This window comes from Micromonospora trifolii (genome assembly GCF_050516465.1).
In the GTDB taxonomy this organism is placed as follows: Bacteria; Actinomycetota; Actinomycetes; order Mycobacteriales; family Micromonosporaceae; genus Micromonospora; species Micromonospora trifolii.
In genome coordinates this window covers 223,406-239,889 of the sequence record NZ_CP191526.1, presented here as the reverse complement: position 1 = coordinate 239,889, position 16,484 = coordinate 223,406, and the positions used below count along the sequence as shown (strand labels likewise).

13 protein-coding genes are annotated in these 16,484 nt (G+C 73.0%); 9 read left to right on the top strand and 4 right to left on the bottom strand.

Features of this window, described 5'->3' with window-relative positions; genetic code table 11:
* Positions 1 to 13: 13 nt before the first annotated feature.
* From ACQRWP_RS01115 to ACQRWP_RS01100, 4 genes are read left to right on the top strand one after another with little or no spacing between them, the layout of a single operon-like run.
* Positions 14 to 658, top strand: a complete 645-nt coding sequence (locus tag ACQRWP_RS01115) for an amino acid ABC transporter permease (RefSeq protein ID WP_430500420.1) — start codon at positions 14 to 16, stop codon at positions 656 to 658.
* Positions 655 to 1,524, top strand: a complete 870-nt coding sequence (locus ACQRWP_RS01110; RefSeq protein ID WP_430500419.1) for an amino acid ABC transporter permease — start codon at positions 655 to 657, stop codon at positions 1,522 to 1,524. The genes ACQRWP_RS01115 and ACQRWP_RS01110 overlap by 4 nt, the downstream gene beginning before the upstream one ends.
* A complete protein-coding gene (locus ACQRWP_RS01105; RefSeq protein WP_430500418.1) occupies positions 1,521 to 2,540 on the top strand; it encodes an asparaginase in 1,020 nt (339 codons plus the stop codon). Before ACQRWP_RS01110 ends, ACQRWP_RS01105 begins: the two co-directional genes overlap by 4 nt.
* Positions 2,537 to 3,280 carry a copper homeostasis protein CutC gene (locus ACQRWP_RS01100; RefSeq protein WP_430500417.1) on the top strand — a complete coding sequence of 248 codons (744 nt, stop codon included), beginning with the start codon at positions 2,537 to 2,539 and terminating at the stop codon, positions 3,278 to 3,280. The genes ACQRWP_RS01105 and ACQRWP_RS01100 overlap by 4 nt, the downstream gene beginning before the upstream one ends.
* A 70-nt stretch (positions 3,281 to 3,350) precedes the next feature.
* On the opposite strand, the gene ACQRWP_RS01095 is transcribed toward ACQRWP_RS01100, so the two are convergent.
* Positions 3,351 to 3,887: a hypothetical protein gene (locus ACQRWP_RS01095; protein WP_430500416.1), complete on the bottom strand. Its 537-nt coding sequence runs from the start codon at positions 3,885 to 3,887 to the stop codon at positions 3,351 to 3,353.
* Between the two features lie 133 nt (positions 3,888 to 4,020).
* On the bottom strand, positions 4,021 to 6,471 hold the full coding sequence (locus tag ACQRWP_RS01090; protein ID WP_430500415.1) for a glycoside hydrolase family 2 protein: 2,451 nt from the start codon (positions 6,469 to 6,471) through the stop codon (positions 4,021 to 4,023).
* 112 nt (positions 6,472 to 6,583) lie between these two features.
* Here ACQRWP_RS01090 and ACQRWP_RS01085 point away from each other — a divergent pair, with 112 nt between their 5' ends.
* Positions 6,584 to 7,603 carry a LacI family DNA-binding transcriptional regulator gene (locus tag ACQRWP_RS01085; protein WP_430500414.1) on the top strand — a complete coding sequence of 340 codons (1,020 nt, stop codon included), beginning with the start codon at positions 6,584 to 6,586 and terminating at the stop codon, positions 7,601 to 7,603.
* Between the two features lie 6 nt (positions 7,604 to 7,609).
* On the opposite strand, the gene ACQRWP_RS01080 is transcribed toward ACQRWP_RS01085, so the two are convergent.
* Entirely contained in the window at positions 7,610 to 9,982 is a 2,373-nt protein-coding gene (locus tag ACQRWP_RS01080) for a putative bifunctional diguanylate cyclase/phosphodiesterase (RefSeq protein ID WP_430500413.1), read from the bottom strand.
* A gap of 217 nt (positions 9,983 to 10,199) precedes the next feature.
* Between ACQRWP_RS01080 and ACQRWP_RS01075 the strand changes: the two genes are divergently transcribed.
* Positions 10,200 to 10,592 carry a PH domain-containing protein gene (locus ACQRWP_RS01075; protein WP_430500412.1) on the top strand — a complete coding sequence of 131 codons (393 nt, stop codon included), beginning with the start codon at positions 10,200 to 10,202 and terminating at the stop codon, positions 10,590 to 10,592.
* Here the strand turns inward: ACQRWP_RS01075 and ACQRWP_RS01070 are convergent.
* Entirely contained in the window at positions 10,586 to 11,512 is a 927-nt protein-coding gene (locus tag ACQRWP_RS01070) for a 2-hydroxyacid dehydrogenase (protein WP_354943314.1), read from the bottom strand. The genes ACQRWP_RS01075 and ACQRWP_RS01070 overlap by 7 nt on opposite strands.
* Positions 11,513 to 11,698: 186 nt before the next feature.
* On the opposite strand from ACQRWP_RS01070, the gene ACQRWP_RS01065 reads away from it, so the two are divergent.
* The 3 genes from ACQRWP_RS01065 to ACQRWP_RS01055 all read left to right on the top strand — a co-directional run bounded on the left by ACQRWP_RS01065 (position 11,699) and on the right by ACQRWP_RS01055 (position 16,452).
* Complete coding sequence (locus ACQRWP_RS01065; protein WP_430500411.1) at positions 11,699 to 13,516, top strand: SpoIIE family protein phosphatase; 1,818 nt, start codon at positions 11,699 to 11,701, stop codon at positions 13,514 to 13,516.
* A 92-nt stretch (positions 13,517 to 13,608) separates the two neighbouring features.
* Positions 13,609 to 14,781, top strand: a complete 1,173-nt coding sequence (locus ACQRWP_RS01060) for a PQQ-dependent sugar dehydrogenase (RefSeq protein WP_430500410.1) — start codon at positions 13,609 to 13,611, stop codon at positions 14,779 to 14,781.
* A 60-nt stretch (positions 14,782 to 14,841) separates the two neighbouring features.
* Positions 14,842 to 16,452: a metallophosphoesterase gene (locus ACQRWP_RS01055; RefSeq protein WP_430500409.1), complete on the top strand. Its 1,611-nt coding sequence runs from the start codon at positions 14,842 to 14,844 to the stop codon at positions 16,450 to 16,452.
* The last annotated feature ends 32 nt before the right edge of the window (positions 16,453 to 16,484 follow it).

Here is a 16,484-nt window from a genome sequence, read left to right as displayed (position 1 = left end):
GTCTCTCGTACCGATGGAAGCCCTCACCGCCCACCTGAGCGAGCTTGGCCACGGCCTGGTCACGACGGTCGAACTGACCGTCGTGACCACCGTCGGCGCGATGCTGCTGGGCATTATCGTGGCCACCCTGCGCATCGCCCCCGTCCCGCTGCTGCGCGCCATCGGCACCGCGTACGTGGAGGTGTTCCAGAACCTGCCGCTGCTGGCGCTGCTGGTGCTCTTCGTGTTCGCGCTGCCGACCATCGGCATCACGTTCCCGCTGTTCACCTCCGCCGCGATCGTCATCGCGGTGTACGAGGGGGCGTACCTGGCCGAGGCGATCCGCGCCGGGATCAACACGGTCGGTGTGGGCCAGGCCGAGGCAGCCCGTGCCATCGGGCTCACCTTCGGCCAGTCCCTGCGGCACGTGATCCTGCCGCAGGGACTCCGGGCGGTGATCCAGCCGATCGGCAACATCTGCATCGCGCTGCTGATGAACACCTCGCTGGCCGCCGCCGTCGGCGTGGTCGAGCTGACCCAGGCGGCCAACACCGTGAACCTGGTCGAGGCTCAACCGATCGCTGTCTTCACCGGCGCCGGCCTCGCCTACATGCTGCTGGCGCTGATCATCGGTCAGGTCACCGGCCTGCTTGAACGAAGGCTGGCGATCGTCCGATGAACAAGACGCAACAGATCCTCTTCGACGAGCCCGGCCCGCGCGCCCAACGGCGGATCCGGATCGCCACAGTGCTGGGCGCCGTTCTCCTGGCCGGCGCCCTGGTCGCGGCCGTCTACCAGTTCGCCAGCCACGGCGAGTTGGCCGCCGCCCGGTGGGAACCGTTCACCACCTGGCCCATCTGGCGGTACCTGCTCAACGGCCTCTGGGCCACGCTGCGCGCCGCCGCCGCGACCGCCGTGCTGAGCGCCGCCCTGGGGCTGCTGCTGGCGCTCGGCCGGCTGTCGACGCATCGACCGCTGCGCTGGCTGGCCGGCGCGTACGTGGAGATCTTCCGGACCGTCCCCACCCTGCTGCTGATCTACGTGACGCTGTTCGCCCTGCCGCAGTACGGGCTGAACTTCCCGCTGTTCTGGAAGCTCGTGGTGCCGCTGGTGGTCTCCAACTCGGCGGCGTTCGCGGAGATCTTCCGGTCCGGCATCCTGGCGCTGGACCGTGGGCAGACCGAGGCCGGCCTCGCGGTCGGGCTGCGCCGCGGGCAGGTGATGGCGCTGGTGGTCCTGCCGCAGGCGCTGCTCCAACTCGCCCCGTCCCTGGTCAGCCAGCTGGTCGGGCTGCTCAAGGACACCTCGCTCGGCTTCGTGGTCAGCTACACCGAGCTGCTCTACAGCGGGCAGGTGCTCTCCTCGTACACCCACCTGCTGATCCAGACGTTCCTGGTGGTGGCGCTGATCTACCTGGTGGTCAACGCCTCGCTGTCGAAGTTCGCCCGCGTACTCCAGGCCCGCAACGGCCGCTTCGGTGGCCGGCGCGGACGGCGGACCGCTGAACTGCCCCCGCCGCTTCTCGAAGGGAACACCCCGCGGTGACCATATTCCGCTACGCCGAACTGGCCCGGGTCGTGCGCAACGGCTTCGTCGAGAGCCGGCACTACGGCAGCGTCGTGGTGCTCGCCCCGGACGGGAAGGTCGCCCTCGCCGCCGGCGTACCCGACGAGCCGGTGCTGCCCCGCTCCACCCTCAAGCCGGTGCAGGCACTGGCCTGCCGGATCGCGGCGGGCGACGAGCTGACCGGCCCGGCGCTGGCCCTCGCCGCCGGCAGCCACACCGGCGACGACCGGCACGTCGAGGTGGTTCGGGCGATGCTGGCCGGGGCCGGCCTGACCGAGGACGCGCTCGGCTGCCCGGTCGACTGGCCGGAGGACGAACCGACCCGGGACCGGCTGATCCGCGCCGGCGGACAGCGCGACCGGATCCGGATGAACTGCTCCGGCAAGCACGCCGCGATGCTGGTCGCCTGCGTCGCCCGGTCCTGGAGTACCCACGACTACCTCGACCCCGACCACCCGCTCCAGCGGGAAACCGCCGCCGCCGTCGCCCGGCTGGCCGGCACGCCGATCGCGCACCACGCTGTCGACGGCTGCGGGGCACCGCTGTTCGGCCTGTCGCTGACCGGCCTGGCCCGCACCTTCCAGTCGTTGGTCACCGCGCCCGCCGGGAGCGACGAGGCGCTGGTCGCGCAGGCCATGCGCCAATACCCGGAGTACGTCGGCGGCTGGAACGGGCACCCGAACACCGACCTGATGCGGGCGCTGCCCGGCGTCCTCGCCAAGGGCGGGGCCGAGGGCGTGCTCGCAGTGGCCGCACCGGATGGTCACGCGGTGGCGGTGAAGGCGATCGACGGGTCGCCCCGGGCCACCACCGCCATCGCCCTCGCCGCCCTCGACGCCGTGGGCGTACCGGTGGGTGGGGCCGACGCGCTGCGCCAGGTGCCGGTGCTCGGCGGCGGCGTACCCGTTGGTGCCGTCACGGCCGTCATCGACTGGACCACAGCATCGTCTCGGACCGAAGCGGCATCGCCTCGCACGGAAAAGGAAGAATCATGAACACATTCGAGATCTGCATCGACAGCGTCGAGGGAGCGGTCGCCGCCGAGGAGGCCGGCGCCGACCGGGTGGAGTTGTGCTCCGCGCTCTTCGACGGCGGGCTGACCCCCAGCCTGGGCACCATCGAGACGACCCTGCGCGCGGTCAGCCGGATCCGGGTACACGTGATCGTCCGTCCCCGGGCCGGCGACTTCATCTACTCGCCGTTCGAGATCGAGGCGATGGAGCGGGACGTCCGGGCCGCGGTGGCGGCCGGCGCGCACGGCATCGTGATCGGCGCGTTGACCGCCGAGGGTGACGTCGACGTGCCGACCACCCGCCGGCTGATCGCCGCCGCGGGCGACGCCAGCATCACCTTCCACCGGGCGTTCGACATGACCCGCGACCCGTACGCGGCGCTGGAGCAGCTGATCGAGCTGGGCGTGCACCGGGTGCTCACCTCGGGTCAGGAGGTCAGCGTGCTGGAGGGTGCTCCGCTCATCGCCGACCTGGTGCGCCGGGCCGCCGGCCGGATCGTCATCATGCCGGGCGGTGGCATCACCCCGCGCAACATCGCCCGGATCGTCGAGGCGACCGGCGCCGACGAGTACCACTTCGCGGCCCTGGTCAGCTCGGACAGCCCGGCCGTGCACCGTAACCCGGCGCCGCTGATGGGTGGCAGCCTGAACCGGCCCGAGTACGAGCGTTCGGGCACCTCGGGCACCCTGGTCGGCCAGGTGCTCGCCGCCGCCCGCGCCTGACCCCGTCGTCAGCTTCGCCGAGCGGTGGGTCTGAAGGAGCTTCTCCAGTCCCACCGCTCGGCGGCCCGTCTCAGTACGCGACCAGGGCGATGACCAGCGAGGACACCGCGCCAAGCAGCAGCGCGACGCCGGTGCTGAGCCCGACCACCGCACTCACCGCCAACGCACGGGCCCGGGCAACCGGGACCGCCACGACCGCCACGACGGTGACGAGCGCGGCGACCAGGTGGATCAGCCGGTAGCCGAGCAGCTCCGCCACCGGGAAGAGGTGGACGCCCACGACCAGGGCGACCCACGGGGCGATCAGCTCGCGACGCCGCAGCCGGGCCAGCAGCCCGGCACCGATGGCCGCGATACCGAACTCGATGCCGACGACGATGCCGAAGGTACGGCTGGTGTCGGCGTCGAACGCCGTCCCGTCCGACCAGTGAGTCCAGGCGAGAAGACCTCCGGCGGTAGCGGTGAGCAGGGCGAGGATCGAACCGGCGACGAGCACCGGCCGCCACGGCTTCGGAGGCGCTTCCTGAGCCCAGCCGAACCAGCTGGAGGCGAAGAACCCGAAGACGAACGCTGTCGCCGCCGCGTCTCGGACATGTTCGGTGATCATTGCGCTCCTCGGGGTGCCGTCCGCCTTGCCGCGCCTGCCGCTGGACTGCGATGAGCGGTATACCTCAGCGGTATAAATATGCCGCTGAGGTATATCACTCACCGCGCCACCTGATCCGGCGCGAGCCGAGCGACTATCGCCGCTCGATGTCGTTCACACAGCGCAGCACCGGTCGACTGGTCAGGGCCGCCTCGTCCAGCAACCCGTCCGCGTGCACGGTGAACGTCGTCGACTCGCCGGGCAGCAGGGTGACCAGGGCCGTGTCCACTGTGGCTGAGTCGTCGAGGCGGTCCGCGAACAGCGTCAGGTCGCGCAGCACAGTGCGGGCCGTGACCCGGACCCGCTGCCCACCGTCGACCGGCTCGACCGTCGCGTCCCAGGCCGCCGCCGGCCAGTCCACCTCCCGGTCCTCGGCGAAGAACCACAGGGCGCGCTCCGCGGTGCCACCGGCCTCCGCGACCAGCAACTCGCGGCGGCCCTCGTCCGGCCGCGCGAGGTCCGCCGGCAGCGCCAGCACCACCGAGGAGTACGCCGGCACGTCGAGGTCGACCGAGGTCTTCGCCCTCGGCTCCCCGGTGAGCGTGAACCGGGTGACCGCGGCCGGTACGGCCCACGCCTCGGCGGTCTCGTTGACCGCGACCAGGGCCAGGCCGCCGTCGCGGGGCTGCACGGTGAGCAGCCGGTCGGCGTACGCGTGGCGCAGCGCGTACCACAGGGGTTTGCGGCGGCCGTCGCCGTCGACGGCCGACCAGGAGGTCACCGGCCAGCAGTCGTTGAGCTGCCAGACAATGGTGCCCGCGCAGACGTCCCGGTGGGAGCGGAAGTGCTCCACCCCGAGCTGGATCGCCCGGGCCTGGTTGAGCTGCGTCAGGTAGTGCCAGTCGTCGAAGTCCGCCGGGGCGGGCAGGTGCGCGTCGAGGCCCCGCTGGAGCTTGGCGTCACCGTTGGCCGCCTTCTGGTGGTGTGCCATGCCCGGTGAGTCGTGCGCCAGGGGTTCGTCGCTCAACGCCCGGCGCAGCGTGGCGTACGCCGGTGGGGCCTGGTAGCCGAACTCGGCCACGAAGCGCGGGACGTACTCCCGGTATCTGGTGTAGTCGTCGGTGTTCCACACGTCCCAGATGTGGGTGGTGCCGTGCGCCGGGTCGTTGGGGTGGATCGCCTCGGTGCCCGACCAGGGGCTGCCCGGCCAGTACGGGCGGGTCGGGTCCAGCTCGCCGACGATCCGGGGCAGCACGTCGAGGTAGTAGCCGCGCCCCCAGGTGCGCCCGGCGAGGGCCGGCTGCCAGTCCCAGTCGTGCCAGCCCCAGATGTTCTCGTTGTTGCCGGTCCAGAGCACCAGCGACGGGTACGGCGCGAGCCGGGTCACCTGCTCGGCGGCCTCGGCGGCCACCTCGGTGCCGAACGGCTCCTCCTCCGGGTACGCGGCGCAGGCGAAGAGGAAGTCCTGCTGGACGAGGAGACCGCGCTCGTCGGCGAGGTCGTAGAAGTCCGCCGACTCGTACCGACCGCCACCCCAGACCCGCAGCAGGTTGACGTTGGCCGCGACCGCCTGGTCGAAGCGCTCGGCCAGCCGGGCCCGGGTGATCCGGGTGGGGAAAGCGTCGTCCGGGATCCAGTTGACCCCGCGGACGAAGACCGGGACGTCGTTGACCGACAACGCGAACGGGGTGCCGTGCTCGTCGGGTGTGGTGTCCAGCCGTACCGAGCGGAAGCCGATCCGGTGCGACCAACTGTCCAAGGTGTCGCCGTCCGGTGCGTGCACTGTCACCTCGATCGGGTGGCGCGCCTGGTCGCCGTACCCACGGGGCCACCACAGCGCGGGCTCGCGGACGGTGAGGGTCAGCACGGCCGTGCGCTGCCCGGCCGGGACGACCACCTCGGCGCGGGCGCCGGCCACGGCGGCACGGACGGTCAGCGGGACGTCCGCGACCCGCTCGACCTCGACGTGCACCTCGACCCGGCCGTCGCGACCGTCCATGGTGACCAGTGGGCGGACGCTGGCCAGTCGCGCGGTCGACCAGGCGTGCAGGCTGATGTCCTGCCAGATCCCGGCGGTGACCACTGTCGGCCCCCAGTCCCAGCCGAAGTTGCAGGCCATCTTGCGGATGAAGTGGAACGGCTCCGGGTAGGCGTTCGGCCGGTCGCCGAGCCGCTCCTGCTGTGCCTCGGCGTAGCGGTACGCGGAGTCGAACGTGACGACCAGGTCGTTGTTCCCGTCGCGCAGCAGCGGTCGGACGTCGAACCGGTAGCCGCGGTGCATGTTCGCGGTGCGGCCGACCTCCACACCGTTGAGGGTGAGCGTGGCGACGGTGTCCAGGCCGGCGCAGACCAGATCGACGCGCTCGTCGTCGCCCGCCCGGTGGACGAAGGTGGACTGGTAGACCCAGTCGGTGCGCCCGATCCAGGCCACCGCCCGCTCGTTGTCGTCGAGGTACGGATCGGGGATCAGCCCGGCGTCGAGCAGATCGGTGTGCACGCAGCCCGGCACGGTAGCCGGCACGGACCGGCCGGCGACCTCCTCGGGCACCTGCGCTCCGGGGGCCGCTCGCAGGGTCCAACCGTCGTAGAGTGCCTGTCGGCTCACGATTTCACCGCACCTTCTGCATCGAAAGATGCCGGACTGAACCGGATAAGCTAAGCCACGGTACGGTTCGGAATCCGAGCTGTCAACGGCCACAGAGCGAAGGAGCACGCCGGTGAAGCGGCCGACCATCGCCGACGTCGCCCAACGCGCCGGGGTGTCCAAGGGCGCCGTGTCGTACGCGCTGAACGGGCAGCCCGGCGTCTCCGAGGCCACCCGGCAGCGCATCCTGGCCATCGCCACGGAGATCGGTTTCAGCCGCAGCAGCGCCGCCCGCGCCCTCTCGGCCGCCACCGCCGGGGCGATCGGCCTGGCCCTGTGCCGACCGGCGCGGACCCTCGGCGTCGAGCCGTTCTTCATGGCGCTGATCAGTGGTGTCGAGGCCGAACTCTCCGCCCGCTCGTACGCGCTGACCCTCCAGGTGGTGGCCGACCCGGACGCCGAGATCGCGGTCTACCGGCGCTGGTGGGGCGAACGACGGGTGGACGGGGTGCTCGTCTGCGACCTGCGCACCGACGACCGTCGCATCCCCGCACTCGAACAACTGCAACTGCCAGCGGTGGTGATCGGCGGCCCCGGCGGCACCGGTGAGCTGGCGAGTCTCTGGTCCGACGACGCCGCCGCGCTGACCGAGACGGTGGAGTACCTGGTCGCGCTCGGGCATCGGCGGATCGCCCGGGTTGCCGGCCTGCCCGACCTGCGGCACACCGAGATCCGCACCGACGCCTTCGCGGCGGTCTGCCAACGCCTCGGTCTGGTCGACGCGGTCACCGTCTGGTCCGACTACACCGGCGAGGAGGGCGGCCGGGCCACCCGCCGGTTGCTCAGCTCGGCCGACCGGCCCACCGCGGTCATCTACGACAACGACGTGATGGCCATCGCCGGGCTCTCCGTCGCCCAGGAGATGGGCCTGACCGTGCCCGGCGATCTGTCCATCGTGGCCTGGGACGACTCGCCGCTGTGCCGGCTGGTGCACCCGCCGCTGACCGCGCTGGGCCGGGACATCCCGGCGTACGGCGCGCACGCCGCCCGGCAACTGCTCGCCGTCGTCGCCGGGCAGCCGGCCGGGCGGATGCAGGACGAGACGCCCCACCTCACGCCGCGCGGTAGCACCGCACCGCCCCGAGGGAGATGAACCGGTTCAGCGAGACGCTGAGGGGAACTCCTCGAAGTACGCCTCGACCCGCTCGGCCGTCGCCGGCCGGGCCAGCGCGAACCCCTGCCCGTACCGGCAGCCACCCCGGCGCGCCCCCTCGACCTGGGTCGACGACTCCAACTCCTCGGCGACGACCTCGACGCCCAGCCGCTCGCCCACGTTGACCACCACGTCGATCAGCGGCGGTTGCCCGTCCGGCCGTGCGCCCACCAACTCTGGGCCCACCTTGAGCAGGTCGATCGGCAGGCGGCGAAGCTGGGCCAGCGAGGCGTGCTCGGCCCGAAAGTCGTCCAACGCGGTGCGTACGCCCAGCGACCGCAGCCCGGCCAGCCGAGCCACCACGGTCGGCAGGTCACCGGCGACCCTCGGCTCGCTCACCTCCACCACCAGCCGCTCCGGCGGCACCCCGTACGCGGCCAGTACGGCCGCGAGCCGCTGAACGAAGTCGGGCGTGGTCAGCTCCCGGGTCGTGACGTTGACCGCCATCCACAACTCCCGGACACCCACCGACCAGTCGGACAACTGCCGGCAGGCCCGATCCAGCACCCACCACTCCAACTCGCCGACCAGGTCCAGGTCCTCGGCGACCGGCAGCAACTCGGCCGGAAGCACGGTGCCGAGCACCGGGCTGCGCCACCGCAGCAGCGCCTCCGCGCCCACCGGCTGCCCGTCGGCCAGGTCGACCACCGGCTGGTAGACGAGGTCGAGCTCGCCGCGCGCCACCGCACCGGGCAGCTCGCGCTCCAGGTCGAGCCGGCGCACCAGCTGTTCCTCCAGGAACGCGTCGTACCACTCCACCCGGTCCCGGCCCAGCTGCACGGCCCGTCGTCGGGCCAGCTCGGCCTGCCGGAGCACGTCCGCCGGCCCGGCGCCGCTCACCTCGGCCAACCCGATGCTCGTCTGCACGCGCAGCATCGCGCCGGCCAGCCGGTAAGGCGGGCTGAGCGCGCTCAACAGTCGGGTGCCCAGCGCGTACGCCAGCACCGGGCCGGCGGCGGTGACCACCGCGAAGCCGGTCCCCGTGCACCCGGTGACCAGATCGTCGGGGGCGATGACCGCGCGGACCCGGTGCACCGCCTCGGCCAGCACGTCCTCCCGGGCCGTCGGGCCGAAACCCTCGGTGCCGTGCAGGTCCACCAGCAGCAGCGCGCCGGCCGGCGCCGGAACGTCGCCGATCGCGGCCAGTGCGTCCAGCAGGGCAGCCCGGTCGCCGGGGGCGCCGCTCGCCGCCGCGGGTCGCCGGTCGAGCCCCGACCAGGCGGAACTGTGGTCAGGCGACCAGGTCGAGCCGGCCACCATCGCGGTGGCCGCGCTCTCCGGGACGGCGGGGCCTCGCTCGGGCGGCGGCTCCGGCGTGCCCGGCCAGCGGGCCGGGGCCGTGCGGCGGTGCCGCAGCGACCGGCCGGCCGGTCGTCGATGAGCGGCCCGCCGAACGGACGTGGACGCGTCACCCGCGCGCAGCAGCTCGCGCAGCACCAGGGGCGGCACCGCCGCCAGGGCCAACAGCACGCTCGTCTGGTCCGGTGCGCGGCCGGCGCCCAGGTGCAGACCCGCCGCCAGCAGCAGCACCGCCGCGGGGAGCACCGACCGGGGCCAGGCCGCGGCGACCGGCTCCACCGGCTCCGACTCGTCCGCCGCATCCGCCGCGCCGACCGCGACGAGCAACATCCCGAACACCAACGGGGGTACGGCCAGCAGGGCCACCCGGCCGGCCGGCGCGGACGGCAACGTGGCCAGCAGCACCAGCCCGCCCAGGGTGAGCAGGACGCCGCCCCGGCAGACCGCCGCACCGGAGCGCCGCCGTGGCCCCGCGAACGCATTCAACGCGGCCATGCCCAACCCGCCGAGCGTCAACGCGGCGACCAGCCCAACCGGGGCCGGCAGGCCGCCCCGGGGCAGCAGCAACCAGCCGGCGAGGGCCAGACCGACGGCCGGACCGGTCGACTCGACCAGCCACCGCAGCCGGACCGAGGCCGCCGCCCGGGATCGGCCGGGAAGCCGGTACAGACCGGCCGTCGAGAGGGCCGCCACCACCAGCGACCCGATCAGCACGGCGAGGGTGTGCCCGATGCCGGCCAGAGGCAGCACGACGGCGGTGAGACCCGCCGCCACCACCGCCGCGTCGAGCAGCACGCCCGCCGCACGCGGTGTCGGGTCGGTGCCGCGCCGGGAGGCCAGCCGGGAGAGTCGCAGCCCGGCGAGCGTGGCGCCGGCACCGGCGGCCAGTGCGATCACCACCGAGGGCGGGACCAGGTCGACGGCAGCGGCGAGGAGGAGCAGCGCCACCGCCACGGACGTGGCGGCCTCCGGTGCCGCACGGCGGGGGACGAGGACGCGGAACGGGTACGCGAGGAGCACGGCGGTCGCCTTCGTGAGGGGGCACGGGGGCGGTGCGGCGGTGCGGGACATCGGACGTTGCGAGTCCGCTACCCACGATTGGCAACGATGGACGGCCGAATTGGTTACTTGCCGGTCACTCAGGGGAGACAACGACCTGTGTCACTGTACGGCGTGCCGCACGCTGCCGGCACCGCCCGCCGCGAGCCGAAACAACCCGGAGTGGGATCATCGGAGGGTGAGTAAGCCCGACACGGTCCGCTTCCGGTACAACCAAGCCATCCTGGTGGCCGCGATCATCGCCTTCGTCGGCGCCCTGCCGCTGGCCAACGCCCGGGACTACCTGCTGCCGGTGCTGCTCGTCCCGCTCGCCGTCGCGGTGTGGGCCTGGCGGGCCGGCACCGACGCCGACGCGCGGGAGCTGCGCATCCGTGCGCTGGTCGGGCAGCGTCGGATCGACTGGGACCAGGTCCTCGAGCTGACCACCGACCAGCGCGGGCGCGCGGTGGCCCGACTCGACGACGGCCGCCAGGTCACCCTGCCGGCCGTCCGTGAGGCGGATCTGCCCCGACTGGTCGCGGCGACCGGCCAGCCGCTGCCGGACGCTCCGGCGGAGACCCCCGGTCAGTAGCCGTCGACCACCGTGTTGATCAGCGGCTGTCCGGCGGCGAACCTGCGGACCTGATCGCCCACCAGTCGGTAGGCCCGTGGCAACAACCCGCGCACCGACCCGCCGACGTGCGGGGTGAGCAGCACGTTCGGCATGACCCAGAGCGGAGAGTCGGCGGGCAGCGGCTCCGGGTCGGTGACGTCCAACGCCGCCGAGATCCGACCGGTGCCCAGCTCGGCGACGAGCGCCTCGGTGTGCGCCACCGGGCCCCGGGCGGCGTTTACCAGCAGCGCCCCGTCCGGCATCGCGGCCAGGAACGCCTTGTCGATCAGGCCACGGGTCTGGTCGGTGAGCGGCACCAGCACCACCACCACGTCCGCGTCGGGCAGCAGCCGGGGCAGCTCTTCGACGGCGTGCACCCCCTGCTCAGGGCGGGCCGTCCTGGCGACCAGGGTGAAGCTCACGTCGAAGGGGGCGAGCCGGTCGCGCACCGCGGCGCCGATCGAGCCGGCGCCGATGATGAGCACCCGCTTGCCGGTCAGCTCGTCGGTCGGGGTGTTCTCCGCGTACGTCCAGCGCCGCTCGGCCTGCGCGCGGACGAACGCCGGGAACGCCCGCAGCTGGGTGAGGATCGCCGTGACGACCCACTCGGCGGTGGAGGGGTCGTGCACGCCCCGGGCATCGCAGAGGGTGACAGCCGGCGGTGTCCGGCCGGCCCAGGCGTCCGCTCCGGCGGAGAGCAACTGCACCACCGCCAGGTCGGGCAGCTCCCGCAGCACCGCCGTCGCGTCCGAGCCACCCAGGAACGGCGGCACCCAGAAGCGGACGTCGGCCGCCTCGGACGGCATCCGGTCGGTCTGCTCGAAGACCTCCACTGTCACGTCCGCGGGCAGTTCACCCAGGAGGTTCAGGCCGGCCTGGTGCGGAATCCATACCTTCACGTCCGCCGACGATAGTCCCCAACGCCGCGGCCGGTGCAGGCACGGCGGCGAACCGGCGTCCCGGGGGATGGCGCGTCGGGCCGGGGCGGGCGAGACTCAGCACACCGATGTTCGACTCCGACCCGAACGAGGTATAACGAAGGGTCGGAGGGCCGGTCGGCCTCCGCCCCGGCAGACAGGTGCTCGATGACCGACGGCTCCCCCGGCCCAGCCCGGCATTCGATCGCGCCACCTTCGGTGCTCGGCGACCCGGAGCGGCTGCGCGCGCTCGCCGACACCGGGCTCGACGCCGCCCCGGACGAGGCGTTCGACAGGTTCGCGCGGCTGGTCAGTGACCTGCTGGACGTGCCGGTCGCGCTGGTCTCCCTGGTCTCCGCCGACCGGCAGTTCTTCCCGGGCGCGGTCGGGTTGCCGGAGCCCTGGTCGGAGCGCCGGCAGACCCCGCTGAGCCACTCGTTCTGTCAGCACGTGGTGGACATCGAGGTGCCGATGGTGCTGCCGGACGCCCGGCTCTACCCCCGTGTCCGGGACAACCTGGCCATCGAAGACCTCGGTGTGGTCGCGTACGCCGGGATGCCGCTGACCGACCTCTCCGGCCGGGTGCTCGGCTCGCTCTGCGCCATCGACAGCAAGCCCCGTGCCTGGACGGCCGCGCAGCTGCGGACCCTGGCCGACCTGGCCGCCGCCTGCTCGTCCGAGCTGCGGCTGCGGATCGCGCTGGACGGCGCGCAGGAGGCCCGGCGGCGGGTGGTGCAGGCGCACGAGCGGCTGGAACTGTTGGCCGGGGTGAGCGAGACGCTGGCCGGCACCCTGGACGTGGGCACCGCGCTGCGCCGGCTCGCCGCCACCATGGTGCCGCTGCTCGCCGACTGGTGCCTGCTCACCCTGATCGGGCCGACCGGCCTGCCCCGCGAGGTGGTCTCGGTGCACCGGGACCCGGCCCGCGCGGCGGACGTCGACCGCTTCGGCGATCTGCTGCGCACCGGGCTGAGCTCCGAGTCGATCATCCGGACGGTGCTCCGGACCGGCCAGCCCCGGCTGGGCAGCGTGGCGTCCCTGGCCGACGTGACGAGGGGTACCACCCACCCGGAGATGGCCTCCATCGCCAGCCGGCTGGGCATCGCCTCCTACCTGAGCGTGCCGGTGCGGGGCGTCGGCGGCACGGTGCTGGGGGCGATCACCCTCGTCAACGGCGGCCAACGTCAGCAGTTCGACGACCGGGACCTGCTCACCGCTGTCGACATCGGCCGTCGGGCCGGCCAGGCCGTCGGCAACAGCTCGATGTACGGCGAGCAGCGGCACGTCGCCGAGGTCCTGCAACACAGCATGTTGCCCCGACTGCCGGTGGTGGCGGAGCTGGAACTGGCGGCCCGCTACCAGCCGGCGGCCGACCGGGTGGAGGTGGGCGGTGACTGGTACGACGCCTTCGTGCAGCCCGACGGCGACGTGATCGTGGCGATCGGGGACGTGGCCGGGCACGACATCGAGGCGGCGGCGACCATGGGCCAGCTGCGCAACCTGGTGCGGGGCAACGCCTTCGGCCGGCCGGACGCGGTCGGGTCACTGATGAGCAACCTGGACGGCGCCATCCGTGGCCTGCGACTGCCGATCGCCGCCACCGCGACGCTGGTGCGGATCTGTCCGCAGCGCGCCGGTGTGCACGAGGTGACCTGGTCCAACGCCGGGCATCCACCGGCCCTGGTCGTCCGGGTCGGCGGGGCGGTCGAGGCCCTGGAGGCGACGCCGGAGCCTCTGCTCGGCCTGGCCCGCCCGTCGCCCCGCAGCAGCCAGTCGACCATCCTGGCCACCGGCGACACCCTGCTGCTCTACACCGACGGGCTGATCGAACGGCGGGACCGCTCGATCGACGAGGGGTTGGCCGAGCTGGCGGGCCGGCTGACCGGCACCGACACGCTGTCCCTCGACGACATGTGCGACCTGCTGCTCGCCTCGATCCGGCATCGTGAGGACGACACCGCGCTGCTGGCCGTACGGGCTCGGTGAGGGGTCCACCGGGGACCATCGGGCGGGTCCGTCGGCACCCGTTGCATCTCGACGGGCCCGGCCGGGTCGCGCAGCGGGCTACCCTGGGCCGGGTGAGCGCCCGTCCCCCGTACCCTCGCATCCACCGCCTCCGGGTGGCCCTCGCGGCGTCCTGCGCGGCGCTGCTCTTCACCGCCGGTTGCAGCTTCGGCGAGCCGGCGCCCGACCCGGCCGGCGAACCGCCCAACCTGCCGACCCCGTCCGCGTCAGCGAGCCCCGGCGGCGCCGGCCAGCAGGCGGTGGCGACAGTGCTCGCCAAGGGTCTGCGGGTGCCGTGGGCGATCGCCTTCCTGCCGGACGGCGGCGCGTTGGTCACCGAACGGGACAACGGCCGGATCCTTCAGGTCGGGCCCGAGTCCGGGCCGGACGGGCTGCGGGTCCGACCGCTCCAGACCATCCCCGACGTAGCGGCGGCGGGCGAGGGCGGCCTGCTCGGCATCGCCGTCTCCCCCGACTACGCCCGGGACCAGACGGTGTTCGTCTACTACACCACCGAGCGGGACAACCGGGTCGCCCGGCTGCGCCTCGGCGGGCAGCCCACCCCGATCCTCACCGGCATCCCCAAGGCCAACGTGCACAACGGCGGAGGGCTCGGCTTCGGCCCGGACAAGCAGCTCTACGTCAGCACGGGTGACGCCGGCCAGCGCCCCCTCTCGCAGGACGTGAAGAGCCTCGGCGGCAAGATCCTCCGGGTCACCCCGGACGGCAAGCCCGCCGCCGGCAATCCGTACCCCAACTCCCCGGTCTGGTCCCTGGGGCACCGCAACGTCCAGGGTTTCGCCTGGGACGCCGCGAAGCGGATGTACGCCGTCGAGTTCGGTCAGAACACCTGGGACGAGATCAACCAGATCACCAAGGGCGGCAACTACGGCTGGCCGGAGGTCGAGGGTCAGGCCGGCGACAAGCGGTTCACCGACCCGATCGCGCAGTGGGCGACGTCGGACGCGTCCTGCTCCGGTCTGGCCGCCACGGACCGGCTGCTGGTCACCGGTTGTCTGCGCGGCAAGCGCCTCTGGGTGATGGAGCTGACCGACACCGGCACCCTGCTCGGTCAACCCAGTGAGCTGCTCACCAACCGCTACGGTCGGCTGCGTGCGGTGGCCGCGGCACCGGACGGATCGCTCTGGGTGAGCACCTCCAACCACGACGGCCGGGGCGACCCGGCGGGCGACGATGACCGGCTCCTGCGGGTGGTCTTCGCGGGTGGTGACGGCGGACGCAGCTGATTGCGTCACCATCCGTTCAGGTTTGCCAAGATCTTCCGACGGGCAGGTCAGACTTTCAGCATGGACGGGCAACGCGACGAGCGGCACGACGACGCCGATGACCGGGACGACCCGGTGACCGGCGACGATCAGCCGCGCCCGACGGGCTGGTGGGTCGGTGGCGCCGGCCCGCTGCGCCGCCTCGGGCTGATCGTCGCCGTCCTCGCCGTGGCCCTGGCCGGGGCGGTGCTCGGGGTGCTGGCCCTTGGCCAGGTGAGCACCGACATCGGCCCGTTCCGGGCCAATCTCAGCATCTCCCCCGCCCGGGACGGCGGCACCACCGTCGACATCCCGCCGCTCGGCGCGCTGCTGCTCGACAGCCACGACGGGCCGACCCATCTCACCGTCCGGCTGGGCGCCCTCGACCAGGGGCGCACCGAGGCGCTGATCGACGACCCGGCCAGCATCAGCCGGGCCAGCCAGAGCGCCGTGGAGGACGTCCGCTCCGGGGTGATGCGCCTCGGTCTGCGTACCCTCGGCGCGTCGGTGCTGGTCACGTTGATCCTGGCCGGGCTGATCTTCCGTGACGTCCGACGCACCGCCTGGGCGGGTGGGCTGGCGCTGCTGGTCACCGCCAGCAGCCTCGGCACGGCGGCGGCGACCCTTCGTCCGCAGGCCATCGAGGAACCACGCTACGAGGGGCTGCTGGTCAACGCGCCGGCCATCGTCGGTGACGCCCGCCGGATCGCCAACGACTACACCAAGTACGCGGAGCAGTTGCAGCGCCTGGTCGGCAACGTCAGCCAGCTCTACACCACCGTCTCGGCGCTACCGCTGCTGGAGCCGACCCCGGGCACCACCCGCGTGCTGCACGTCTCCGACATGCACCTCAACCCGACCGGCTGGCAGCTGATCCGGACGGTCGTGGAACAGTTCGGCATCGACGTGGTGATCGACACCGGGGACATCACCGACTGGGGCAGCGAACCGGAAGCCTCCTTCGTCGCCTCGATCGGCCTGCTGAAGAAGCCGTACGTCTTCATCCGGGGCAACCACGACTCCGGCAAGACCGCCGCCGCGGTGGCCCGCCAGCCGAACGCCATCGTGTTGAACAACACGACCACGACGGTCGCCGGGCTGACCATCGCCGGCATCGGCGACCCGCGCTTCACCCCGGACAAGAACACCTCGCCGGCCGGCAGCGGGTTGACCCAGCAGGTGGCCGACCAGGTGATCGGGACCGGCAACCAGCTCGCCGCGACGGTCCGCAGCTCACCGCGACCAGTCAACATCGCTCTCGTGCACGACCCGGCGTCGGCCGGGCCGCTCGCCGGCACCTGCCCGCTGGTGCTGGCCGGGCACACCCACGCCCGGCAGGTCTCCGAGCTGCCGCAGGCGCCCGGGCAGCAGCCCACCACGCTGATGGTGGAGGGCTCCACCGGCGGCGCCGGGCTGCGCGGCCTGGAGGGCGAGAAGCCCACCCCGCTGTCGATGAGCGTGCTCTACTTCGACCAGCAGAAGCTGCTCCAGGCGTACGACACCATCACCGTCGGCGGCACCGGGCAGGCCCAGGTCAACCTGGAACGACGCCTGGTGGAGAACCCGACCGCTGGCGTCCCCGCCACGCCCACACCCACGCCGAGCGGCGGTGTCCCCGCCACACCCACACCCACCCCCACACCGACCGGCTGAGCCGACGCCGACGCCCGCCAGCGGACCGGCGG